We start from the raw sequence: 23,988 nt of genomic DNA, 5'->3' as shown, positions 1-23,988 counted from the left end.
GTCGATCAATTCCAATGAGATCACGCTATCTTTGCAGGCCGTTTGACCGGCTTCTTCTCCACGCGTGTCCAGTCCAGGCCATCGAGCAAAAGCGCCAATTCGCTGGCGCCGAGACGAACCGCTCCATCGTGAACAGCCGGCCAGGTAAATCGCCGATCCTCCAAAACCTTGGTCAACAGCACCATGCCGCTGCCATCCCAGACAACCATCTTCAGACGATCGTTCCGCTTGCTGCGGAAGACATAGATGTCGCCTGAGTATGGGTTGGCGCCGAGCGCAGTCGATACCAGCGCCGCCAGCCCATTGATGCCCTTCCTGAAGTCCACCGGTTTTGAAGCAATCATGATCCGCAAATCCGATCCAAGTGAGATCACGCCGAGGCCCTGAGCGCTTTGAACACCATGCACAGTGCCTGCTCATCGATGCCACCCTCGATCACGGCACAGGCGCCGTTGATTTCGACACGGATCATCAGCGCCGTCACCGCGGCCGGGCCGCCCAAGCCTTCATCGGCCCTGACAACCGGCACAAAGCGCATTTCCTCGTCATCCGACATGTGCTCTCGCGCGCAGCGCCGCCAATAGTGCAGCAGCCCCTGGCTCACGCCATATTGGCGCGCAACGGCAGAGATATTTGCACCAGGCACGAAGCTGGCCGCCGTGATTTCCGCCTTCTCATCAGCGCTCCAACGGCGCCGGCGTTCTTTGCCGAGCAAAACCTCGACACGGCGAGGTGCCCGCCTATCATCGACAACTTCGCTCGTAGCATAGTGCTGATGATTGTCATCAGCACTATGCGGTGACGCCTTCTCGTCGAAATCGACTGGTCCGAAATCCATAGTTCCGTCTCCCACAATCATGTCAGAGCCGAACTATGCGCGAGCCGAAACCCTCTGGAAATGTGGGGTCCTCGCAACGGTTACTTCTCACGCATGCATTCGTCGAGTGCTTCTTCGCCATTATGGCCGAACGGAGGATGACCTAGGTCGTGCGCCATGCCGGCGAACTCAACGATGTCCGGATCGATCTTTTGCTTTTTTGATCGAAATAATGGGTGTGTTGCGTTCAGCCTTATGGCGATGGACTTCGCGATCTGGGCTACCTCAAGCGAATGGGTGAGCCGGTTTCGGAAAAAGTCACTCTCGTGTCCAGGGAAGACTTGGGTCTTACCCTGCAGTCGACGGAATGCACTGCTGTGTATCAATCGAGCAAAGTCGCGCCGCCACGGTGAGCGATGAGCCTCAGGCTCACCGTGTTCGATCGGCCCGACCTCGCGTTGCCAATCAAGCGAAGAGTAAAGATCCCCCATGCGTATGCTTATTTCTTCTTTCGTTTCGCCGAATTGGAAGCCTTGCTGATCAGCGACCATGCTGATTGTGGTTCACGTTCCACGCTTGACTGAAGAAATCGAAGCTCTCTGGTTATGAACCGCCCCGGCTTTGCCGGAGACCCCAACTCGTGAGAAGTAGGGTCTATGACAAGCAAGACGACGAACAAATTTTCTCCTGAAGTCCGCGCCCGGGCCGTTCGAATGGTGGCCGATCATGAAGCCGAACATCCTTCCCGGTGGGCGGCTGTATCTTCCATAGCGGCCAAGATCGGCTGCTCGGCGCATACGCTCAATGAATGGGTGAAGAAGGCCGAGGTCGACAGCGGCAAGCGTGCAGGTTTGCCGAGTGACGTGGCGGAGAAGATGAAGGCTTTGGAGCGGGAGAACCGGGAGCTTCGTCAGGCGAATGAGATTTTACGCAAAGCCTCGGCGTATTTTGCCCAGGCGGAGCTCGACCGCCCACTGAAGCGATGATTTCCTTCATCGATGCACACCGCTCGGTGCTCGGGGTCGAGCCGATTTGCAGGCTGCTGCCGATTGCCCCGTCCACCTACTATGAGGTCGTTGCCAAACGCACGGACGTGGACCGCCTGTCAGCCCGCGAACGGAATGATATTGCCATGAAAGTCGAGATACGCCGGGTGTTCAACGAGAACTTCCAGGTCTATGGCGTGCGCAAAGTCTGGCGGCAGTTGCAGCGAGAGGGTTACGATATTGCCCGCTGCACCGTCGCTCGGCTTATGAGAATGATGGGGCTTCAAGGCGTCATTCGCGGCAAGCCAGTCAAAACAACCATGTCGGACAAGTCTGCCCCGTGTCCGCTAGACCGGGTGAACCGACAGTTCTTCGCTCCCGCGCCGAACATGCTGTGGTTATCCGATTTCACCTATGTCGCGACCTGGCAGGGCTTCGTTTACGTGGCGTTCGTCATTGATGCCTTCGCCCGCCGTATCGTCGGTTGGCGGGCAAGCCGAACGGCCCATGCGGGCTTTGTGCTCGATGCCCTCGACCAGGCGCTTCATGATCGGCGGCCCGTCAAACGTGGCGGGCTGGTTCATCATTCCGACCGCGGCTCGCAATATGTGTCCATTCGTTATTCCGAACGGCTGGCGGAGGCAGGCATCGAGCCGTCGGTCGGAAGCGTTGGTGATAGTTACGACAATGCTCTCGCCGAAACGATCAACGGTCTTTACAAGGCCGAGGTCATCCATCGGCGAGGACCATGGCGCAACTTCGAAGCCGTGGAGTTCGCCACGCTCGAATGGGTCGATTGGTTCAACAACCGCCGCCTTCTGGAGCCCATCGGCAACATACCGCCAGCCGAGGCCGAAGAGCGATACTACGCCATGCTGGACGCACCAGCCATGGCCGCATAACTTAAGCCAAACGGTCTCCGGAAAAGCCGGGGCGGTTCATTACCACTTTGTAGGTGGGATGTTCTTCCGTTGGGCGCTTGCGGTCTTTGCGGAGTTGGCTGATGGATCCGGTCGAAAGCGACATTCCAGTCTCCTTGTGTGTCCGATTACCGTGATATTGATTCGGTAGCACATTGTCTAATCACAGTTGTAGGTGTGAAACCTTGCCTCAAAGATAATTTGGGGGGGCTTTGAGAAATTCTAGGGCGTTATCGCAATTTAGGTCCATAAACCATACGTCTGGTCGTTCCGGATTGCTGACGAGCCAATTTGTCGCAGTCGTGGATCCGAAGACGCTCCACACGCTAGAATTGGGTGACGCGACAGAGCGGGACTTGGCTGCATCAGCAGGAGACCACGGTTCGCCTCTGATTGTGTGTGGAGAGATTGTGATTTTGGGTGCATGGTGCTCCAGCTAGTCATTCTCGATTTAGATCAGGCTTATATAGTCTCTGTCCGACCTTGGAACCGATAGTTGCCAACACGTCACCGATCTCACCAAATCGAAGATCTGTCGATCAAGCTCTTCGAGGCCACGATGCCCGATGCGTGGGTCTGCAGAAGAAAGACCGGAGACTACGGTATCGACCTTGAGGTAGAAATCTTCGAGGACGACGGGACAGCAACAGGTCTGCTCTTTTACGTCCAGATGAAAGGTACCGACAACCCGCGTGAAGCCAAAAGGGTACCCGTCAAAATGGACCGGCTTCGATATATGGACCAATTAGGAGTTCCGTCGATAGTGGTTCGGGCGTGTGTGCCAACGCGTGAACTTCATTGGATTTGGTCGAGCGAGGCAAACCAGCAGCGGCGTGACGGCGCGAGTTCGGTAACCGTCAAGCTTTGTGAACGGTGGGATCGCGCTGCGGGACTGCGTGTCCGCGACGTGCTGGAGCGAACTAGGCAGCTTAAGAGCCTCGGTCAGCAAGAGCAGGTCTGCCTCGCGATCAGCTATGATGTGCCGACGTCGGTCCGCCTGTCATTTGAAAGAGTTCTCACTGATATTCGGCGTTCCCTTCCATTCATCCGCTTGAAGCAAAATCAGGGCGGCACAGGGGTTGTCCTTTCAATTAAGGTCGAGAAGGATACGCTGACGATCGCGCACGGTGAAACGGCGCAGATGAGATTTATAGCTGCTGTGGACCAAGCCGAGGTTCTTGAACCCACGCTTGTCTACGGGCTTCTCGCCGCGTGTTGGCACATGGGACTTCTTGATCGCGTTGTTGAGATGGCGCGGCTTTGCCTTGCGCGTGAGCTAGCTACACCCTTTCGGGAACTCGCAGCTTTCGCATCGAAATCGCTATGCCAGGACATGGAGGATGCAGTCGATCTAGCGATCCAGAACGGCCTTCACGAGCAGGGCGACGAATACTATGCTGCTGTTGTCTCTGCTTTCATGGACACCCAACACAACTTCATCGATGCGGAAGCCTTAAGGCGCTTCTATCTGGCTGCACTCGACCACGCAGAAGGTGACGATGAGGGGGCAGCTCTGATCCACTACTCCCTTGCCAATCTCTACATGATGCGAGGGGATAGCCAGAATGCTTTTCTGCAGCTCAACGAAGCGAAACGACTTAGGCCGAACCTTCTCGAACAAGGCTTTTTCCTGAGCGAACTAGCTGGGGCATTGTTCGAGTGCCGTAGGTACCGTATCGCAGCCCAACTTTACCGAAAGCTGTTTGGGTCTCAGCCGACAGGCTCAGTCGCGTTTCGGTTCGCGGATGCTTTGTATTTTACCGGGAAGCACGACGAAGCAAAATCGTATTTCCTTATCGCCTTAAATCTGCTGAGCGACAAAGTTCTCCGGGCGGAAGCGCTGCTGAAACTGCGTATCCTGTCCGCAATAGCTCCGCATCGCGAAGAAGCCCACGGCTGGGGTGAGGCAATTTCCACCAATCTGGCGAGCTTGTTGATCGCTGCCTTCAACCGACCAGCAAATGCCCTATGGGCTACGTGTCTGAGACAATCGGCTCAGGACAGCTCTCTAGTTATATTTGAGGATATCCTGATTTGCGCTGCACGTTTAGGCGGTGGCGAAGCTTACGATGATTTCCGAAGTCTCCATTGTGGGGAATATTCTGATGAAACACTTGGCCTCCTCGACGCACTCAACTTTGACACTCGGGAACTGGTAGATGGCTGGCTTCCAGATTGGGCCGCTGCCGATCACGTTGTGGAAGGCGGGTTCGAGGTCCGGCGCTTTTGAAAGCTAAAGTCTAAACACACCGATAGGCACACGCAGACCAAAACCCACTGGTCTCCGCCTTGGCCGTGAAACCATGGTCCAACATCGGTCGGTACCATGGCTCTATTCCGGTGCAGCGCAATGGCTGAGCGCCACTGTGCGGTCGAAGCAATTCAGAGCGGTTGCGTCATTTGCCGGTTCAAAGGTAGGCCAGACACCTAGCCCTCGCGAAATGCTTTGACCGCGCACGGTAGCGATTTCCACTTCTTGACCCGAAGCGATGCCGTGCCGCTCTCGACACAATCACGGGCGGCCCAAGCCTTGAGGCTGCGGTCCCGCTTGAAGATCGCCATCGGTTGGTCACGACCGGGTAAGTCACGAACAATAAGCACTTGGGTCTCAGGGTCGTGCCCGAGGTCTAGGAGCTTTCGGCAAAGCGGAGAGATGGGACCCTTGGTCGTGTTGCGGTTCCGGCGTTTGGTGAGATCGACGGTGAGGCCGGTCTCGACGTGCCGAGCAGTAAATGAGCCGATCAATTCGACGGTGATCGACGGACGTAGGTAATGGAAAAGATCTAGCTGCAGAACAGATACCTTTGCTGTGAATGGTAAAACAATTCGTGGGTGAAGGGTGCCGCTAGACAGCAGTTTCCTATCCCTCGGTCAGGGCGATTTATGAGCTGTAGCGATGGCGGTGGAAGCAGATAGCCGGGGACTGCCGAGCGCAGTTCTGGTGCACGGTGACGCGATCAGTTACGAGGGTGCCGGGGGTCCCCCGATACATTCGCTCCGGCAGCAGTCCAATGCATAGCCAATATGCCGTTCGTGCAATCCGCGACGGACGGGCCGCTGAGGGTCAACCTCAGTTCGAATGTTAGGAGGATTGGTCAATGAGAACCTCAACTTCTCATAAACCGGCTCTCGTTCGCTATTTCCCTCTGGTGATCAAATGGATCGACAGGGCGTGGGCCGTTTATCGGTTTATCGACAGGATGATGGCACTGGCCGAAGTGGTTATGTAACGAGAGCTTCGGGGGACACCTGCACTATTGCCTTAAATAAACTTTGTGGAGCGTGAGCCGGGGGGAGATCTCCGCTGGCCATCAAGCTCGTCGGCGTTCAGGCCGTGCTGGACCTTGGTTCACTACCAAGCAGTGCAGACCTCCGACAGAACCGTGGCGAACCGGAGATACTCACCCTTGGCTTCCGTGATCAGGATGATGGAGTTGGATGTCTGCCCATGTGGATTTCATGGCATGATCTGTGCAGGGAGCGACGGCATCGGTCCTCAGGCTGACACAGGTGGGACCATGGTAGACCTCATTAGCCTCTGTTTATGCTGAGGAAGGGTGGTCCATCATCCACCACCCATCGGTCAAGGAGCTATAGTCAACCAAGGTATAACTACAGTGAGGGAACCGGGGGTGGCCTACTGTTGCCCCTATTCAGGCAATGCTCAGAGGAACCCAAAGCAAACGCGTCCAGCGGCCGCCAGTTCCTCCGGCTACTCAAGGAGATATGCTGACGACCACTGGCCAGTAGCTTAGTAGATGTCATCGTCCATGGGCGGCAGAGGCCGGGATGGCTTTCTTTGGGCGAGGAACTCTACGAGCTCTCGTGCCTCGTTCACGTCATGATAGGGTACCCATTCGACGCGGAGATCAGTCGTCCAATCGGGGCTAAGCTCAGCGGCCTTACGCTTGGCTGTTGCGTGATCTGGGGCTTCTATCAGGCACGTGACGCCGCCATCCATGTGGTACAAACGCCAATGATGGACGAGGAAGAACTGGGTGGAGATCTGGGTATGAGTGGTCATGGGAGATACTTTCGTTGCGGTGGGTTGAATGCTCACAATGAAGAATGAGCTACTGATGCCCCTATTCGTGCCAACCGCATGTCGCCTTAGCGGGCCCCAGCCGCATTTGTGGATTTGACCTACCTGTCTGCTGGAATTTCCTTCATAGCGATAATTCGGGTTTACCGCGCACTGTTCTGATCGAGAGCAGCTTCTTCCTGCATTCGAAGACGGAGGCGGCTGAGGGTTGAGCGAGAGCAACGTGTCGCAGCTATGATCCCCGCCCAGCTCTTGCCGTCACGAAGCATCTGCATGATCTCGGCGTTGCGCTTGGCGTCCTCGGGTCTACCCTTGTATTCACCCTTGGCTTTGGCTGCGGCAATACCCTGAGCTTGACGCCGACGCCTGTCCTCGTAATCCTTCCGAGCAATCGCGGCCAGCATGTCCAGCATCATTCCATTGATGGCGTCCAGCATCCGGCTGCTGAAATCATCCCCAGCATTGGCCAGCTGATAGGAGGTTGGAAGGTCAAGCGCGACCACCCGCACCCGCTTGGCGGCAATCTCTGCCTTGAGCTTGGACCAGTCGTCGGCATTTAATCGGCTCAAGCGGTCCACCTGTTCGACAAGAAGCACGTCGCCGGGATGGCAATCGGAAAGCAGACGGAACAGCTCAGGGCGGGCCAGCGACGCGCCGCTCTCGTTCTCGACATACCACGACACAATCTTCATTCCCCGCTCATCAGCAAAGCACTGGAGGTCTTTCTTGGCGCGGCTGGCGTCCTGCTCTTTGGTGCTGGCGCGGAGATAGGCACGAAGGTGCATCGGGAACCCCTGAGTTCGATTAAGGTGGTTCGCTTATCTTCGGTTCGATTTGGGTTGTCAATGGGTCTTTATCGAACCGAATAGCGGCTAGTTCGCTATAAGCACACCCATCGCGGACATGCCCTTGCATTCCAATTGGCAAGGCGAGTTGCATCAATGCAGAAACGGACAATTAAGAGGTGAGCTTTAGTCCTATTGTGAACGGAGTTTATCATGCAATTCAAAGAGCTAGTTAAGAACTCGTCCGAGTTGATGGGCGTGAAAGCTGTTTATGGAACATCGATAGTCAGCTTGATCGCATTCGGCCCCCGAGGGGATTTAGACAAGGAACCCAGCAAATTCTTTATGCTTGGGAGAAATACTGCAGAGAAGGCTCTTCAAATGCCATTCCTCGTTAGTATCGGCGGTGGCGCTCAGGTCTCCGATGATTTCCGAGGGCGGGCGCTTGAGGTAATGAGGGTCACAGGGGTCTATGGAAAGACTTCCGATTTTATTGCAGATGGCCCAACCAAGGAGCGCATGAGCCAGTGGCCTGTAGCGACGATTTTGACTGAGGTTTACGCTATCGAGGGTGAGCCGCGTCTGGTTGAGGACTTGGGATTTGCCGACAGGCGTATCCTTGAGAATGCTTACGACACAGTTCGTCGAGACCCAGAGGCAATAGACAATCTCTGGGAAGCTTTGAAAGACCGAGAGATTACACGCCGCCATGAGATTATGCCGCCAGCCGGTTTTATTGATCGTGGAAAATTAGTTCAGGTAGGCTCGGTCTACCCTGGGATTGAGCCGTCCTCACCCGAAGGCGAACGCTTATTGAAGGCGATGTTGGAAATCGAGCGAAACAAGCCACTACGTCGCGCCAAGAAGGATGAGAACCGCAGGAAACACGGTGGAATGATCGTTTGTGAAGGGTGCAACTTCACCGATGAAGATGCCGCAATGTTCGATGTCCATCATCTCTATCCGATAAGCGCCGGTCCGCGCCAAACCGCTCTCTCCGATCTGGCCGTCTTATGTCCGACGTGTCATCGCTGGTCCCATGCAAAGGGGGATAATCGGCTTACGCCATTGCCGATAAAGGACGTTTCATCACAACGTACACAGGGGGTGGCACCCCTTGCTACGGCGATTTAAGCACACTTGATATCTAGCCACGCGATAAGATCGAGAGGGGGGCACGGGGGATTGTGCGGTTGCTGCTTATTTGATGGGTGGCTCAGAAATTTCCGCCAAAATATTCCCTGTCACATAGTAGATAAGCCGCCAGTGAGGATCGTTGGCTTTGGCTCCGCGCGGAAATGCAATTCCCAAAGCACACTGAGGACCCCGAACGAAATGAAGAACCTAAGCTGTTGGGGCGTAGTTGTAGCATCATAGATGCCACGAACTCTAACCAGTGAACGAATAGTATCACCGTCGACAACCTCTTCCAGCCTCATGGTATTGAGGCGTATATCGTGGGCATAGCGATTTCGCACTGAGTTGAGAGTTCGAACGAATGTTACCGTCTCTTTCGAGAGAAGCGAGAATGCCCTCAAGAACGCAAGCTTGCCTGTCCCGCCCTCTAAGCTCATCTTTGCAACGATCTTTGACAATTCGTTCTCGTCTCTGGGAAGAGCGTATTTGTTGTTGAAGCAACGGTCGAGAATTACCTCCCCCATAGCTGCCTCCAAGATGCTCAGACACTTGAGTATGAAACCCCAGTCTTCGCCGTCTGATAAATCGTAGACGAACTTTAGGTCTAGCCCCATCTTCGAGAGCATCTGCTCCGCTCGTCTAAGTAGCTGTGCAAACTCTGGGCTCACCTCATAATCGTCGACCGTTTCATTCATCGTGATTGTCCTGATCCGCACCGCTCAAAATCAACCATAGCGACCATTGACCGCCACTTACAATCGCGCAATCTAGCGATAGTTCGGCTTTGGTGGGCGCTATGGATTTCCTTTCGATCATACTCGCAGCGATTGGATGGGGCAGAGAAGATGCAGCCAAGAAGGCAGACAGAAAGATGGAAGCCTTCCGCCTGAATGCCGAGGTGGCCGGGGAATGCATCAGGGCAATAACTTTGTTGGACCAAGGAACGGCAAGCTTGATGCGCCGTCTCCAAGCCCTCTACCCCGGTGAACCTCAAATCTACCAGAGCTGCACCGACACGCTCTCAACGATGCGGTCCCAGTGCCAGCAGATCTATGACATGGCAGAGAACAACAAGGCTTCGATTGAGAACTCCGGGCGCTGGGTGGATTGGGATAAGGCCGTGCGAATGACTTACCAGTGGCGGGTCACAGCCTCAGCGTTCGTTCCCCATGCAGAAGCAATCCTTCGGCAGTACGAGGGCGTTGTTGCTCAGCAAGAACAGCTTCAACTAAACGGCGCACCTCAAGCCCCGCTCAGGAGCTTTAGAAGCCAGCGAGACAGAGGCTGGGATGCACCACCGCTATGATTGCTCTGGTTCTAACTTCGGCAACTTCACCGCCTCAACGCAGCGCCTCGCCTGTTCAAGCAATGGTCCGCCCGAGTAAACGCCAAAGGTGTCTCGCTGGTTATGCCGCCATGGTCTCACCCTCGGCAAATGCCCGTAGCATAGCGCGTGTGATCGCCTTAAGCTTTGCTCTCGGGCTTCCATAAGTTCGGTTGCCAACACCTCCGACAGAGTGTCCAAGGATAAGGTTTTGGTCCATCTCCGTGGCTTCCGCAAGTATGAGGCGGTCCTTCATGTTGTGGCGCAGCGAATGGACGGCATGTGCAGGGTCTTCCGTCACCCGACGGACATATTTCATCAGCGCAGCAGATGCATTGGTTGGGCCGCTCTCCTTACCGTATCGAGCAAAGAGCAGCGTTCCGTCCTTCGCCGCCGTCAATGCTTCCTTTGCGGCTTCCAAGGCATCACCCACCAATGGCACCTCACGTTTAGAAGCGTTGTTTTTGATGCGCCGTCCTTCGTGCCATGTGACGACGATGTGAGGGTAGTCGCTTTCAAGCACCAAATCCTCTCGGCGTAAGCCGGTGATTTCCGCCAAACGGCATCCTGTACCCTCAAGCAGACGCCAAATTGATTGCAGGTCGTCATTGGCGCTGTTGAGGATCAACCGTCGCACGGACAGCAGGATGTCGTCGGGCAGGGGGTCTCGGAGTTCATCCTCTGGGTCTTCATTTAAGCCAGCAATCGGAAGCTTTGCGAACGGGTTCATACATCCCGCCAACTGCATCTCAGTGATGATATGGTTGAACATAGCTTTGACGACGTTCAGATCACGTTTGACGGAAGAGGGCTTGAGGTTGGTCGAAAGCATGTGATCGCGGACCAGTTTGGCGTCGGAACGGCTGAACTTTGGAACTGTTGGTGGACGGCCCAAAGCGGCCTCGATGTAGCCTGTGACCCGATCAAGGCGCTGGATTTTTTTCTTGATGTCTATTTCTGTGCCTGTGATGCGTTCCGCGATGTAGAGCTTCTTAGCATCTTCCAATGTTGGCTCGGGGGTGGTTGGAGCGCCGCTGTTCAATGCCCTCACGACAAAGGCATCCATCTTGCTCACATCGCTGGGATCACCCGTCGTTGGGTCAGTGGGATATTCGTCAAGGATCATGTCTGCGACAGCTGTCCGGGCATTGTCCTGTGCCATACTTTCAGGATCGGACGGATCGACCGTTGCATCATAAGGATCGAACCCCATGCGGCGAACTCTGGCAATGCCTTCAAGGTAAAGCTCAAGTTTCGTCAGGATCGGCAAGTCCTTAGGCTCAGTCTCTGCGCTCAGAATTTCCTCGGCTTTGCGCAAGGTTCGTTCAAATTCGGCATGAACCTTCGGATAAGCTACTAGCGCTGCCTGATGCGTCTTACCAAGCGTCTTTATGAGATTGTTTTTCCCGATGATTGGCTTGAGGCGATCAGGAACGGGACGGCGATAACGCCAAGCCCCACCCGGAAGTGGTTGTGTGTAAGGGAGCATAAGACCCACGAATGTACCTTCCCTGTACCAAAATATGTACCAAGGGAAAGGCTTAAGGCGCTGAAATCATTGATTTTCCTGAGTAATTTCAGGATGTGGTGGTGCCCCGTGCCGGAATCGAACCAGCACTCCTCTCGGAACCTGATTTTGAGTCAGGCGCGTCTACCAATTCCGCCAACGGGGCACGGCAGGCAGAGGGGCTCTAACATGGTCGCGGCCGGTCGTGCAAGGCGCAGGCGGGCAAATATCGGCGGGGCCATTTCATTTTGTCGGCGGGGTGCCGGAGAGGCCCGCAAATGGGGTTGCGAGCCGGGCCGGCGGTCTAACATGACGGCTCAGGGCTCAGGGCTCAGGGCTCAGGGCTCAGGGCTCAGGGCTCAGGGCTCAGGGCTCAGGGCTCAGGGCTCAGGGCTCAGGGCTCAGGGCCTGTCGTATGTCTCAGCCATCGCGGCCGGCGAGGTGCATGATCTTTTCGCGCAGGATGCGGGCGAGGTTGCGGGTGTTGCGGTAGAGATGCAGCTGGGCTGCGACCTGGCGCACGTCGCGGTCGCTGTTGCGTCTGAGCCCGATGACGAGCGTGCCCATCTCTTCGCGCTCTTCCCAGAAGCGGCTCATGATCGGGTGGTCTGGTATGGCGCAACTGTCGGTGCGCAGGATGTTGGCGTCGTCGAGATGCCAGTCGGTCAGCTTCATCATCAAAAGCTTGCCGGGCGAATACTGGCCGAGGGTCTCGTCATAGGCGGTCTTCCAGGTATAGGCCTCGCCGGCCATCAGGAAGACGATGAGCGAGGCGATCGCGCGGCCATCAAGATCGATCGTGTGGATGCGCACGGCATCCGCCTCGGCGAGATTGGTGATCGCCTCACGGGCGAAGGCTGCGCGGTAGCGGTCGTTGATCAGCGCCGAGCGTTTCTTGCCCTTCCAGCCCCTGGCCTCAAGCGCGAGGAATTCCTCCATGCGCAGGCGCACCTCTTCCGGCTGGCGGGCGACGTTGTAGGAGAGGTCGCCTAGGGTTGCGAGCCTGCGCCACTGGCGGCGCATTTCGCGCACGTGATGGGAGGAGAGTGCCTGTTTGAGGTAGGCATCGCCGTCGAGATAGCTTTCCAGCATCGGGCGGCGGAAGGTGTCGGTGGTGGCGACGGCGAGGTCCTGGGCGATGGCGACCGCCTTGGCGAGCTGAGCGAAGCGGCCGTTGACCCTTATATCGGGCAGGACGAGGACCGATGGCAGCTTGGTCTGCGGGTTGGCAAGCACTTCGAACAGGTTGTCGATCGTCTCGGCGGCATCCTCGGCATCGACGAGCGGGGTGCCGAGCGGGCCGAAGGGATTGGCCCAGGTGCGGATGATCGATGCACCGACGGAAAAGCCCGGCCGCTCGACGGTGAACGGCATCAGCAGGCGAAGGCGCGAGCGCGCGCCATTGTCGTCGCGGATCAGGGCGAAGCGCACCTGCTTGTCCTCCACCCGCGGCATGGCGGGTGCCAGCAGGCGGGCGGAGAAGAAGATATTCGGCTCCATCGCCCGGTTGGAGAGAAATTCCAGCTCTTCCTGCAGGTCGTAGCCCAGCGTTGCGGGATAGAGCGAAAGCTCGCGCCCCGGCTTGCCGACGGCAAGGCGCAGGTCCGCCTCCGGCAGCGACGGCCGGTCCTGGTCCTGCTGGTCGGGCGCGGCGCTGCCGTCCGGTGCGCCGGTCTTCTCGATCTCGCCGTTGAAGGGAGGGATCTGCATCGTCATCAATACCCTGCGGATACTGCCGGGCTTTGCCTTGCGAAGGCAAAGAGTGTGATTCCCAGCCTGCGGCGAACGGCGATGTGAAGCAAGAGGGTTTCGATCATGATCGCACCCGATGCAGCGATTGCTGCACCGGTAACCCCGAAGAGCGGGATCAAAATCACGTAGAGCGCGATCGCTGCCGACAGGGTCACGGCATAGACCGCGACGCAAAGGTTCTGATGGCCGGCGATGCTGAGAAGGATTTCGGCGGGGCCGATCGAGGATTTCGTCAGGATGCCGGCAAACAGGATCGCCATCAGCCAGTATCCATCGGTAAAGGCCGGGCCGAACAGCGACAGGAGCAGCTCGCCGGCGGCAAGTGCGGTGAGCCCGACGGCGAGCGACGGCCAGAAGGTCCAGCGGGTCGCCTGGGCGGCAAAGGCTGCCAGGGCCGGGATGTCCTTCTTGGCCACGATGGCGGAAAAGCGGGGCGCTGCGGCCGCCTTGATCGAGAAATAGACGAACTGGACGAGCACGATCGTCTTGGCGGCGGCGAAATAGACGCCCACCTGGTCGGGAGGCAGATAGAGGCCGACGACCACGACATCGGCATTGGTCAAGAGAAAGCCGATGCCGTCGACGAGAAAGAGCGGCAGCGAGTATTTCAGCCAGGGGGCGAGGAGATAGCGGCGCGGGCCTTTCTCAGCGGTTTTCCTCAGGCGCAGGACGAGCTGGAGAAGATGGGCGAGCGTCGTCAGATAGGTGGCGGCAAGGGCAGCACCCATCGCCGTCGTGGCATCGCGCGGGGCGCCTGAAAGGGCGGCAATCGCCATGAAGGCGAGGATCAGGATCGGTCTTGCGATGAAGGTCGGGGCGAGGGCCGAGACGGGCCAGTCGCGCGAGCGGGCCAGGCCATCGAGTATGTCGCCGAGCGCGATCATCGGGATGATGAACAGCGCGATGCCGACCGGCAGGATGTAATAGGCGGCGAGGCTTTCGCCGAACACGCCCAGAAAGGCGAAGCCGAGGGCGCCGACGACGGATGCCACGACGAGCGCCACCAGGCAGGCGGCGACGTTCAGCCCGCGTGCCGCAGCAGCGTCACCGGCGGCGACATGCTGGTGGTAGAAGCGGATGATCGAGGTGTGAAAGCCGAGGCAGGAGAGATTGCCGGTGAGGATGACGATCACCCAGACGAAGGCATAGAGGCCGTATTCGAATTCGCCCATGATGCGGGCCAGCACGATCTGGGAGAGAAAGGCGATGGCGGCGCTGGCGATGCGGATGACGAAGGCGGTCAAGGCCTGGCGCTGCGCCCGCGCGACATCGCTGCGGTCGGTCATCAGCGTGCCGGCCTTGTCGGTCACTGAGGCAATCAGCGGCGCAAACCGGGCGCGCAGACCCGGCGGAAGCAATTTTCCCGCTGTTTCGATGACCGCCATCAAAGGCACGTGACACTCGTTATGCCGCACAACACTGCTGCAAAACCTGACAGGTCGCGGTTAAGAAACGGTTGGTGGATTTGAGGTTGCTTGTGGATGAAGAGGGGCCGCACATGAAAACGCCGCCCGGTGGGCGGCGTTTCAAATGGCTTTGACTGTCAGGTTCAGGCCTGTTCGAAGGCGCCGTGGCAGTGCTTGTATTTCTTGCCCGAGCCGCAGGGGCAGGCTTCGTTGCGGCCGACCTTGCCCCAGGTTGACGGATCTTCCGGGTGGCGATCCGCAGGGGCTGCGATGAAGTTCTCGCCGTCCATGCCGGTGACCTGGTTTTCGCCGGTGACCGGATCGATATGGCTTTCGTCATAGACCGGCGGCGGTTCGGGAGCTTCCGGGTTCTGCACCAGTTCGACGCGCATCAGCTGGGCGGTGACCGCCTCGCGCAGGTTGGCGAGAAGCGCCTGGAACAGTTCGAAGGCCTCGGCCTTGTATTCCTGCAGCGGATCGCGCTGGGCATAGCCGCGGAAGCCGATGACGGAACGCAGGTGGTCAAGGTTGACGATATGCTCGCGCCACAGGTGGTCGAGCGTCTGCAGCAGGATCGAGCGCTCGACATAGTTCATGATGTCGGCGCCGAAGCGTTCGCGGCGATCGTTTGCGGCGGCGTCGGCAGCTTCTGTCACCCGTTCGAGGATGATCTCTTCGCCGATGCCGTCTTCCTTGACCCAGTCCTCGATCGGCAGATCGAGGTTGAGCAGGCGGATGACATCCTCATGCAGGCCGGCAGCATTCCACTGTTCGGCATAGGCGCGTTCGGGAATGTGCTTGGTGACGATGACCTCGATCACCTCGTGGCGCATGTCCTCGACGGTTTCGGACACGTCCTGCGAATCCATCACCTCGATGCGCTGTTCGAAGATGACCTTGCGCTGGTCGTTGGTGACGTCGTCATATTTCAGAAGGTTCTTGCGGATGTCGAAGTTGCGGGCCTCGACCTTCTTCTGGGCGCGTTCAACAGCCTTGTTGATCCAGGGATGGACGATTGCCTCGCCTTCCTTCAGGCCAAGCTTCTGCAGCATGCCGTCCATGCGGTCGGAGCCGAAGATGCGCATCAGGTCGTCCTGCAGCGACAGGAAGAATTTCGAGCGGCCGGGGTCGCCCTGGCGGCCGGAGCGGCCACGCAGCTGGTTGTCGATACGGCGGCTTTCGTGGCGCTCGGTGGCGATGACGTAGAGGCCGCCGGCTTCGAGAGCCCTGGCCTTCAGCGCCTTGACCTCTTCGCGCACGGCCGCTTCACGGGCATGGCGCTCGGCCTCGTCCTCGATGCCTTCGAGCTCGCGCTCGAGGCGCATGTCGATATTGCCGCCGAGCTGGATGTCGGTACCGCGGCCCGCCATGTTGGTGGCGATCGTGACGGCACCCGGCGCGCCGGCCTGGGAGACGATATAGGCTTCCTGCTCGTGGTAGCGGGCGTTCAGGACGTTGAATTGTTCGAAGCCCGACTGGCGCAGCATGGTTGCCAGGATTTCCGACTTCTCGATCGAGGTCGTGCCGACGAGAACCGGCTGGCCGCGCTCGTGGGCTGCCTTGATCTCGGTGATGATCGCCTTGAACTTCTCTTCGAAGGTCCGGTAGACCTCGTCGTCCTCGTCGATACGGGCGATCGGCAGGTTGGTCGGAACCTCGATGACTTCGAGCTTGTAGATATTGCCGAATTCTTCCGCTTCGGTCTGCGCCGTACCGGTCATGCCGGCGAGCTTGGAATACATGCGGAAATAGTTCTGGAAGGTGATCGAGGAGAGCGTCTGGTTCTCCGGCTGGATCTGTACCTTTTCCTTGGCTTCCAGCGCCTGGTGCTGGCCTTCCGAATAGCGGCGGCCCGGCATCATGCGGCCGGTGAATTCGTCGATGATGACGATCTCGCCGTTGCGGACGATATAGTCCTTGTCGCGATGGAAGAGCTTGTGAGCCTTCAGCGCGTTGTTGATGTGGTGGACGATCGCGACATTCTCGACGTCGTAGAGCGATTCGCCCTTCAACAGGCCAGCCTGGCGCAGCAGGTTTTCGAGCTTCTCGGTGCCGACTTCGGAGAAGTTGGCCGAACGCTGCTTCTCGTCGATCTCGTAATCTTCCTCGATCAGCAGCGGAATGAAGGTGTCGATCGTTGTGTAGAGATCGGAGCGGTCGTCGAGAGGACCGGAAATGATCAGCGGCGTGCGGGCTTCGTCGACCAGGATCGAATCGACTTCGTCGACGATCGCATAGTTGTGGCCGCGCTGGACCATCTGGACGCGCTCGTACTTCATGTTGTCGCGCAGATAGTCGAAGCCGAGTTCGTTATTGGTGGCGTAGGTGATGTCGCAGCCATAGGCGGCGCGGCGCTGGTCGTCGTCGAGGCCGTGGACGATGATGCCGGTCGACAGGCCGAGGAATCCGTAGAGGCGGCCCATGATGCCGGCGTCGCGGCTGGCCAGATAGTCGTTGACCGTGACGACATGCACGCCCTTGCCGGGCAGCGCGTTGAGGTAGACGGCGAGCGTTGCCACCAGCGTCTTGCCTTCACCGGTCTTCATTTCGGCGATTGCGCCGTCGTGAAGGATCATCGCGCCGGTTAGCTGGACGTCGAAAGGTCGCATGCCGAGCACACGCCGCGAGGCCTCGCGGACGACCGCAAAGGCCGGGATCAGCAGATCGTCGACCGTCTTGCCGTCGGCGAGCATCTGGCGGAACTCGACCGTCTTGTGAGCCAGTTGCTCATCGGTCAGTGCCTTGGTTGCTTCCTCGATGGCATTGATCTTGTCGAGCCTCGGCTTGTAGCCGCGAACGCGGCGCTCATTGGCCGAACCGAAAAGTTTGCGGGCGATGCCGCCGAAGCTGACCATGCGAATGGTCCTTTCTGATCTCAGTACCATGGGATTGCTGGCCGGACGATTACCCGTTCCGGTGCCGGCAAATTGACCCGCTGCGCCCGGAAACTCTTCTGGACGCCAAGTTGCGTGACAGATAAGAGGGGGTCCGAATTATGTCAACGGTTGCGGCCGATACAGAATGGCCACATTCCGGTGTTTGTGAAGGATTCGAGACCGGATCCGAGCCCAGAGACCGGCCACCCATGCGAAAGGTAACTTGATGTTGCGTCACAAACTTCTCGTAACGGCGGCGATTGCCGCTGCGATCTCGTTCCAGGTTCCGGCCTTTGCTCAGGAAGACAAGGTCGTTGCCAAGGTCGGCAAGCTGGAAATCCACCAGTCGGAACTCGACCTGGCGATCCAGAACCTTGACCCGCAGCTCGCACAGCTGCCGGAAGACCAGAAGCAGGTCGCAGCGCTTTCCGGCGCCATCGACGTCAAGCTTCTCGCCAGCGGCGCGCTCGCTGAAGGCATCGACAAGACCGACGCGTTCAAGAAGCGCATGGCCTATATCGGCGATCGCGAGCTGCACAATGCCTATTTCCGCGAACATGTCGTCGACGCAACGACCGATGCTGAAGTCAAGGCGCGCTACGACAAGGAAATCGCAGCGATGCCGAAGCAGCAGGAAATCAAGGCTGCCCACATTCTGGTGAAGACCGAGGACGAAGCCAAGGCGATCATTGCCAAGCTCGACAAGGGCGAGGATTTCGCCAAGCTGGCCAAGGAAAACTCGCAGGACAGCAACAAGGATGACGGCGGCGAACTGGGTTGGTTCGGTCCCGGCCGCATGGTTCCCGAATTCGAGCAGGCGGCATTCGCTCTCGACAAGGGCCAGTACACCAAGACCCCGGTCAAGACCCAGTTCGGCTTCCACGTGATCAAGGTCGAAGATAAGCGCGATGCCGCCCCGCCGGCATTCGACCAGGTCAAGGACCAGGTCAAGCAGCTCGTCATGCGCGACAAGTATGTCGCCATTCTCGACAAGGCCAAGGCCGAGCAGAAGATCGACATCACCGACGAAGCCCTGAAGAAGGGTTATGACGAGGTGAGCAAGATGCAGGACGGTGCCGGTGATGCGGCCGATCCGGCGGCGGCCGGTGCCGCTGCGGCGCCTGCCGAAGCGCCGAAGCAGTAATATCGTGCCAGGGCCCGGTCTTTCCGGGCCCTTTCATATCCAGTTTACGGTCAATCGCCCCGGGTCAATCGAATATGTCCGCTTCCGTCTCGCCGCTCGCTCCGAAAACCTATCCCGACATGCCGGTCGTCCGTGGTGTCCGTATGGCCACTGCCGCTGCCGGCATCAAGTACAAGGGCCGCACCGACGTGCTGTTGATGGTGTTCGACAAGCCGGCTGCCGTCGCAGGCGTGTTCACCAAGTCGAAATGCCCGTCCGCGCCTGTCGATTTCTGCCGGGCCAATCTGCCGCACGGAACGGCGCGCGCCGTTGTCGTCAATTCCGGCAATGCCAATGCCTTTACCGGATCCAAGGGCAAGGCCGCCACCGCGCTGACGGCGAAGTCGGCTGCGGAAGCGGTCGGCTGCGGCGAAAGCGAGGTCTACCTTGCCTCTACCGGCGTGATCGGCGAACCGCTCGACGCGACCAAGTTTTCCGGCGTTCTCGGCGACATGAACAAGACCGCGACCGGCGATTTCTGGCAGGAAGCCGCCAAGGCGATCATGACCACCGATACCTATCGCAAGGTCGCCACCCGCACGGCCGAGATCGGTGGCGTGACGGTGACGATCAACGGCATTGCCAAGGGTGCCGGCATGATCGCGCCCGACATGGCGACGATGCTGTCCTTCGTCGTCACCGATGCCGATATTTCCTCTGCCGCACTGCAGGCCATGCTGTCTGCCGGTGTCGAGCCGAGCTTCAATTCGATGACCGTCGACAGCGATACGTCGACTTCCGACACGCTGATGCTGTTTGCCACCGGAGCCGCTTCCGCCGATGGCCAGAAGCATGTTTCCGATGCAAAGGACCCGGCGCTCGCCTCGTTCCGCGCGGCGCTGAATGCGCTCCTGAAGGATCTGGCGATCCAGGTGGCCCGCGATGGCGAAGGCGCCACCAAGATGCTCGAAATCACCGTGACCGGCGCCGAGAGTGACGCTGCGGCGAAGACGATTGCGTTGTCGATCGCCAATTCGCCGCTGGTGAAGACCGCGGCTGCTGGCGAGGACGCCAACTGGGGCCGTATTGTCATGGCCGTGGGCAAGGCCGGTGAGGCTGCCGAGCGCGACAAGCTGGCGATCTGGTTCGGCGATATCCGGGTTGCCGTCAATGGCGAGCGGGATCCTTCCTATTCGGAAGAGGCTGCATCGGCGGTGATGAAGAAGCAGGATATTCCGGTCAAGGTCGAGCTCGGGCTCGGGGCCGGCAAGGCAACCGTCTGGACCTGCGACCTCACCAAGGAATATGTCGCCATCAACGGCGACTACAGGAGCTGATGTCGTTGATGGCTACATCAACAGTGGAGGCCAATCTGCCGCTGGTGCGCAGGCTGGAAGCCGTCGGCTTCCGGGCCTGGCCGGCTGCATCCGTCGTCTATGACGGAAGCTGGCAGGTGCGGCTGACCGGCGGGCATCCGTCGAAGCGGGTCAACTGCGTCGTGCCGCTCGATCCGTCCGATCATCGCGATCTCGATCTGAGACTGGCAAGGGCTGCCAAGCGCTTCGGCGACTATGGCCGCACACTGGTGCTGCGCGAGACGCCGCTCGCACCGCCGGCGATGATCCGCCATCTGGAAGCCGATGGCTGGGAGATGTTCGAGACGGCCGATGTGATGACTGTCGATCTTTCGCATCTGGAACTGCCCGATACGCTGGACTATCTGCCAAGCCACGATATCGGCCGCTTTGCCGATGCCTGCCTGCAGGTGTCGGAAGAGGATGCGGCGTTGAAGCCGGCGCTTGCCGAAATCCTCAGCGCGATCAAGCCGCCGTCGGGTTTCTTCATGAAGCAGGATCCGGGCAATGGCGCGGTGGCGACGGTGCTCTGCGTGCAGGACAACGATCTTGCCGGCATCCTGTCGCTCGCCGTAGCGCAATCCCATCGGCGCGGGGGGCTCGGTACCGAAATGCTGTCCTCGGCGCTCCGATGGGCCCGGATCAGCGGCGCCAAGACCGCCTGGCTGCAGGTCGAGGCGTCCAATGATGGCGCCATTTCGCTTTACGACCGGTTCGGCTTCACCAGGGCCTATTCCTATCGCTATTGGCGGAAATCATGACCGAACAGAGGAAAATGCTGCTCGTGGCCGCCTGTGCGCTGATCGATGCGGATGGGCGCATCCTGCTTGCCCAGCGGCCTGAGGGCAAGTCGCTGGCCGGCCTCTGGGAGTTTCCCGGCGGCAAGATGGAGCCCGGCGAGACGCCGGAAGAGACGCTGGTGCGTGAGCTTGAAGAAGAGCTCGGGATCGTGACGAAGCCTGCCTGCCTCGCACCGCTGACATTTGCCAGCCACACCTACGAGACGTTCCATCTTTTGATGCCGCTTTATGTCTGCCGCCGCTTCGAAGGCGTACCGACCGGACGCGAGGGCCAGAAGATCAAGTGGGTGCGCCCTGCTGCGCTGCGTGACTATCCGATGCCGCCGGCAGACGAGCCGCTCATTCCGATCCTTCAGGACCTTCTCTGAAGGGTGCTTCTTGGCCGAATATGCTGCCCGAAAGGCGGCATTTTAATTAAATTAGAGTCCTCGAATTTATTCCGCGTTAACATTTCATTCAACGCATTCTGGCATCGTTCATTTTCAGCACGTAATGTTTGACGAGGCTTTCGAGGAATGGACGACGAGTTCTGGAAAACTGTTCGGAACCGCCAACGGTCGACATACAGATCCGGCAGGACGGGCGTGCTCAACATGGCGCTGCTCTTCGGTACGGCGGCGATCGCTCTTTCCCTGATCCTGACGCCGATGCTGGCCGAACATTCGGACGAGAGGCGTCTGGCGCATGTGCAGGAAGATTTCGATACGCTGACGACCGGTTCGATCAAGCCGGCAGACGGCAGTACCAAGCATTACACGATCCGCAGGAGCGTGCTGCAGGAAACGCCGGGCTCCGTATGCATCGTTCAGGGGTATGGGGCAGACAGCGGCTGCTGATCCATCCCCGAACAGGACTGACAACTGTTTCCACTGTGGATTAAGGACGGCCGATGCGCCTGCTACGCAGCTTCTTGAAGGATGTTAACGGCGCGACGGCGGTCGAATACGGCCTTCTGGTGGCCATTGTCGGCGTGACGCTGGCCGCGGCCCTCGGCAACTATTACAGCCTGATGGACAACATGTTCACCGGGATTGCCAATACCTACAGCAACGCGGCGCACTGAGCCGTTTGGCGCCGCGAGCGCTTATCCGCTTCGCCTATCGTTCGCACTCAGATTTCCATCTTCTTCAACGCATCGGCCAGCCGGACCTTGGCGGAACCGGGCTTCAGAGCCGGCCTCTGGCTTTCGTGATGGGCCCAGCCCGAGACATAGATGATCGAGAAGCTTGCGCGGATGCGGCCATCGGGGTCGGCATGGCGCTCGGCATAGAGTTCTGCCGCCCGCATGAAGAATGACCGCCCGAGTGGCTGGCGGCTGCGGCCCGTCAGCGGGTTTGCCATGCCTATGGCGCGGATATCTTTCATCAGCGGGAAAATGCTGTCATAGCGCACCGTATAGGTTTCCGAGTCCACCACCGGCAGGGTGAAGCCTGCCCGCTGCAGGAGGCCGCCGACATCGCGCACGTCGGCAAACGGAATGACCCGCGGGCTTGCGCCGCCGGTCATCTCGGCCTCTGCCTCCAGCAGCACCTCGCGCAGTTCGGCAAGCGTTCCGGCGCCCGGAATGGCGGCAAGGAACAGGCCGTCGGGCCTCAGGGCGCGGCGGATGCGCACCAGCGTGCCCGGCAGGTCGTTCAGCGTATGCAGCGAGAGCGGCGAGAGAATGAGATTAGCCGACGCTGGCTCCAGCGGCACGTCGTCGAGTGCTGCGATGGTGATCGTCTCACCCGGATTGGCGAAGATGTCGCTGGTCTCGATGCGCTCGATCGTGCCGATCTTGCCGGTCAGGAGTGCGCGGCGGGCTGCAATTCCGGTCGCACCGTGCAGCTCGACCGCGTGGAGAAATTCGCGTTCGACGACGGCGAGCCGCTCGGCCATTTCCTCGGCTGCGAGATCGAGCAGGAAGTCCGAACCTTCGGCGCGATTGGCACGGGCGCGTTCGCGGCGGCGGGCAACCAGGGTCTCGTCGAAAATAATCTGCATCATCACCACTCGATTGTGCTTCGCTAAGGCGCGCTCTTGCGCCTATTGTCAAGTCCAAGACCGCCTTCGTGGCCGAGCCATAGCGAAGAACCGATGATAGAGCGCAGTGCCGCCGGTATCGCCAGACTGCTGATCGCATCCGTTTCCGGCTGCGGGCGGCGCGTCGCCGATATGGTCTATCCGCCGGTCTGTCTGTCCTGCGGGGCGCTGACCGGGCGGCATGGTGGCGTCTGTGCGGCCTGCTGGAGTGGCGTGCGCTTCATCGAGCGGCCCTATTGCGAAGTGCTGGGACTGCCGTTTTCCTATGATCCGGGGCCGGGAATGTTGTCGGCGCAGGCGATTGCCGATCCGCCGGTGTTTGCGCGCCTGCGGGCTGCGGCGATCTTCGATGGCGCGGCGCGGGCCATGGTACACGGGCTCAAATACCGGGACCGGGGCGATCTTGCGCCGGTCATGGCCGGATGGATGGAGCGGGCAGGGCAGGACTGCCTTGCCGGTTGCGATGCGATCCTGCCGGTGCCACTGCACCGGACGCGGTTTGCGCTGCGCAAGTTCAACCAGGCGGCCGAACTTGCCCGGCATCTTTCTGGTCGGACCGGAACGCCCTACCTGCCGGCGGCGCTGGTGAGGACGAAGAGGACGCAGCGGCAGGTCGGGCTGACGGCGCGGGCCAGGCAGGACAATGTGCGGGCAGCCTTTGCCATTGCCGCCGGGCATGAGGCGGAGGTGTTCGGCAAGCGGCTGGTGCTGATCGACGACGTCTATACGACCGGGGCGACGGTTTCTGCCGCCACGCGCGCCTTGAAGAAGGCCGGTGCGACAGAGGTCAGCGTTTTGACCTTTGCAATGGCGCTTGCCGAAACTATATGAAAAACATGACAAGGCGGCGCGAAGATCCTCTGCGCCCGGAGACCATCATGACAGACGTCATCATTTATACCCGCGAATATTGCGGTTACTGCGCCCGTGCGAAAGCGCTTCTGGAGAAGAAGGGCGTTTTCTATGTCGAGCATGACGCGACCTATTCGAAGGAATTGCGCGCCGAGATGATCGAAAAGGCCCATGGCGGCTCGACGTTTCCGCAGATCTTCATCAACGGCGAGCATGTGGGCGGCTGCGACGACCTGCATGCGCTCGATCGCCAGGGCAAGCTGGATGCAATGCTGGCCGCGTAA

At 59.1% G+C, this 23,988-nt stretch carries 23 protein-coding genes, 1 tRNA gene and 1 other annotated feature; of the genes, 12 read left to right on the top strand and 12 right to left on the bottom strand.

Annotated elements, in window-relative coordinates; translation table 11 throughout:
- Positions 1-20: 20 nt before the first annotated feature.
- The 3 genes from tnpB to dgt form a co-directional block, all read right to left on the bottom strand.
- Complete coding sequence (gene tnpB, locus NCHU2750_RS16735; RefSeq protein WP_502703798.1) at positions 21-344, bottom strand: IS66 family insertion sequence element accessory protein TnpB; 324 nt, start codon at positions 342-344, stop codon at positions 21-23.
- Between the two features lie 26 nt (positions 345-370).
- Positions 371-838, bottom strand: coding sequence for an IS66-like element accessory protein TnpA (gene tnpA, locus NCHU2750_RS16730; RefSeq protein ID WP_119938734.1), 468 nt, complete (start codon positions 836-838; stop codon positions 371-373).
- An 80-nt stretch (positions 839-918) separates the two neighbouring features.
- Positions 919-1,368, bottom strand: a complete 450-nt coding sequence (gene dgt / locus NCHU2750_RS16725) for a dGTP triphosphohydrolase (protein WP_502703797.1) — start codon at positions 1,366-1,368, stop codon at positions 919-921.
- Between the two features lie 105 nt (positions 1,369-1,473).
- On the opposite strand from dgt, the gene NCHU2750_RS16720 reads away from it, so the two are divergent.
- A protein-coding gene (locus NCHU2750_RS16720; protein ID WP_119939629.1) for an IS3 family transposase occupies positions 1,474-2,705 on the top strand; the annotation gives its coding sequence in 2 pieces (ribosomal slippage) (positions 1,474-1,765 and positions 1,765-2,705; 1,233 coding nt in all).
- Positions 1,758-1,874: a sequence feature (AL1L pseudoknot), on the top strand. Its footprint overlaps the gene before it by 117 nt.
- Before the next feature lies 1 nt (position 2,706).
- On the opposite strand, the gene NCHU2750_RS31170 is transcribed toward NCHU2750_RS16720, so the two are convergent.
- Positions 2,707-2,829, bottom strand: coding sequence for a hypothetical protein (locus NCHU2750_RS31170; RefSeq protein WP_256377688.1), 123 nt, complete (start codon positions 2,827-2,829; stop codon positions 2,707-2,709).
- 390 nt (positions 2,830-3,219) lie between these two features.
- Here NCHU2750_RS31170 and NCHU2750_RS16715 point away from each other — a divergent pair, with 390 nt between their 5' ends.
- The gene (locus tag NCHU2750_RS16715; protein ID WP_119941539.1) at positions 3,220-4,953 is read left to right on the top strand and encodes a DUF4365 domain-containing protein; all 1,734 of its coding nucleotides are present in this window, start codon (positions 3,220-3,222) and stop codon (positions 4,951-4,953) included.
- A 1,955-nt stretch (positions 4,954-6,908) separates the two neighbouring features.
- Here NCHU2750_RS16715 and NCHU2750_RS16700 read toward each other — a convergent pair.
- Entirely contained in the window at positions 6,909-7,550 is a 642-nt protein-coding gene (locus tag NCHU2750_RS16700; RefSeq protein WP_119941536.1) for a recombinase family protein, read from the bottom strand.
- A gap of 213 nt (positions 7,551-7,763) precedes the next feature.
- On the opposite strand from NCHU2750_RS16700, the gene NCHU2750_RS16695 reads away from it, so the two are divergent.
- Positions 7,764-8,684 (top strand): HNH endonuclease, encoded by a 921-nt coding sequence (locus NCHU2750_RS16695; RefSeq protein WP_119941535.1) that lies wholly within the window; start codon positions 7,764-7,766, stop codon positions 8,682-8,684.
- A gap of 110 nt (positions 8,685-8,794) precedes the next feature.
- On the opposite strand, the gene NCHU2750_RS16690 is transcribed toward NCHU2750_RS16695, so the two are convergent.
- Positions 8,795-9,382, bottom strand: a complete 588-nt coding sequence (locus NCHU2750_RS16690) for a hypothetical protein (protein WP_119941534.1) — start codon at positions 9,380-9,382, stop codon at positions 8,795-8,797.
- A gap of 101 nt (positions 9,383-9,483) precedes the next feature.
- Between NCHU2750_RS16690 and NCHU2750_RS16685 the strand changes: the two genes are divergently transcribed.
- Positions 9,484-9,993 (top strand): hypothetical protein, encoded by a 510-nt coding sequence (locus NCHU2750_RS16685; RefSeq protein ID WP_119941533.1) that lies wholly within the window; start codon positions 9,484-9,486, stop codon positions 9,991-9,993.
- Between the two features lie 100 nt (positions 9,994-10,093).
- Here NCHU2750_RS16685 and NCHU2750_RS16680 read toward each other — a convergent pair whose 3' ends face one another.
- The 5 genes from NCHU2750_RS16680 to secA all read right to left on the bottom strand — a co-directional run bounded on the left by NCHU2750_RS16680 (position 10,094) and on the right by secA (position 17,531).
- On the bottom strand, positions 10,094-11,500 hold the full coding sequence (locus NCHU2750_RS16680; protein WP_119941532.1) for a site-specific integrase: 1,407 nt from the start codon (positions 11,498-11,500) through the stop codon (positions 10,094-10,096).
- 99 nt (positions 11,501-11,599) lie between these two features.
- Positions 11,600-11,684, bottom strand: a tRNA-Leu gene (locus NCHU2750_RS16675).
- Positions 11,685-11,938: 254 nt separating this feature from the next.
- On the bottom strand, positions 11,939-13,228 hold the full coding sequence (locus NCHU2750_RS16670; RefSeq protein ID WP_119943443.1) for a GNAT family N-acetyltransferase: 1,290 nt from the start codon (positions 13,226-13,228) through the stop codon (positions 11,939-11,941).
- Positions 13,229-13,233: 5 nt separating this feature from the next.
- Positions 13,234-14,655 carry a lipopolysaccharide biosynthesis protein gene (locus NCHU2750_RS16665; protein ID WP_119941531.1) on the bottom strand — a complete coding sequence of 474 codons (1,422 nt, stop codon included), beginning with the start codon at positions 14,653-14,655 and terminating at the stop codon, positions 13,234-13,236.
- Positions 14,656-14,819: 164 nt separating this feature from the next.
- The gene (gene secA, locus NCHU2750_RS16660; protein WP_119941530.1) at positions 14,820-17,531 is read right to left on the bottom strand and encodes a preprotein translocase subunit SecA; all 2,712 of its coding nucleotides are present in this window, start codon (positions 17,529-17,531) and stop codon (positions 14,820-14,822) included.
- A 247-nt stretch (positions 17,532-17,778) separates the two neighbouring features.
- On the opposite strand from secA, the gene NCHU2750_RS16655 reads away from it, so the two are divergent.
- The 6 genes from NCHU2750_RS16655 (at position 17,779) to NCHU2750_RS16630 (ending at position 21,893) form a co-directional block, all read left to right on the top strand.
- Positions 17,779-18,696 carry a peptidylprolyl isomerase gene (locus NCHU2750_RS16655; protein ID WP_119941529.1) on the top strand — a complete coding sequence of 306 codons (918 nt, stop codon included), beginning with the start codon at positions 17,779-17,781 and terminating at the stop codon, positions 18,694-18,696.
- A gap of 74 nt (positions 18,697-18,770) precedes the next feature.
- Positions 18,771-20,012, top strand: a complete 1,242-nt coding sequence (argJ, locus tag NCHU2750_RS16650) for a bifunctional glutamate N-acetyltransferase/amino-acid acetyltransferase ArgJ (protein WP_119941528.1) — start codon at positions 18,771-18,773, stop codon at positions 20,010-20,012.
- A gap of 8 nt (positions 20,013-20,020) precedes the next feature.
- Complete coding sequence (locus NCHU2750_RS16645; protein ID WP_119943441.1) at positions 20,021-20,791, top strand: GNAT family N-acetyltransferase; 771 nt, start codon at positions 20,021-20,023, stop codon at positions 20,789-20,791.
- A complete protein-coding gene (gene mutT / locus NCHU2750_RS16640; RefSeq protein ID WP_119941527.1) occupies positions 20,788-21,198 on the top strand; it encodes an 8-oxo-dGTP diphosphatase MutT in 411 nt (136 codons plus the stop codon). The genes NCHU2750_RS16645 and mutT overlap by 4 nt, the downstream gene beginning before the upstream one ends.
- 147 nt (positions 21,199-21,345) lie before the next feature.
- Positions 21,346-21,666 (top strand): hypothetical protein, encoded by a 321-nt coding sequence (locus tag NCHU2750_RS16635; protein ID WP_119941526.1) that lies wholly within the window; start codon positions 21,346-21,348, stop codon positions 21,664-21,666.
- Positions 21,667-21,719: 53 nt separating this feature from the next.
- Positions 21,720-21,893: a Flp family type IVb pilin gene (locus NCHU2750_RS16630; protein WP_119941525.1), complete on the top strand. Its 174-nt coding sequence runs from the start codon at positions 21,720-21,722 to the stop codon at positions 21,891-21,893.
- Positions 21,894-21,940: 47 nt separating this feature from the next.
- Here the strand turns inward: NCHU2750_RS16630 and NCHU2750_RS16625 are convergent, their stop codons facing one another.
- Positions 21,941-22,813, bottom strand: coding sequence for a class I SAM-dependent methyltransferase (locus NCHU2750_RS16625; RefSeq protein WP_119943439.1), 873 nt, complete (start codon positions 22,811-22,813; stop codon positions 21,941-21,943).
- Positions 22,814-22,984: 171 nt separating this feature from the next.
- On the opposite strand from NCHU2750_RS16625, the gene NCHU2750_RS16620 reads away from it, so the two are divergent.
- Both NCHU2750_RS16620 and grxC read left to right on the top strand, forming a co-directional pair.
- Positions 22,985-23,683, top strand: coding sequence for a ComF family protein (locus NCHU2750_RS16620; protein ID WP_245480418.1), 699 nt, complete (start codon positions 22,985-22,987; stop codon positions 23,681-23,683).
- A gap of 47 nt (positions 23,684-23,730) precedes the next feature.
- Positions 23,731-23,988, top strand: a complete 258-nt coding sequence (gene grxC, locus NCHU2750_RS16615) for a glutaredoxin 3 (protein WP_119943437.1) — start codon at positions 23,731-23,733, stop codon at positions 23,986-23,988.

This window comes from Neorhizobium sp. NCHU2750, assembly GCF_003597675.1.
Taxonomy (GTDB): domain Bacteria; phylum Pseudomonadota; class Alphaproteobacteria; order Rhizobiales; family Rhizobiaceae; genus Neorhizobium.
This window is presented reverse-complemented; position numbering and strand designations above follow the sequence as displayed.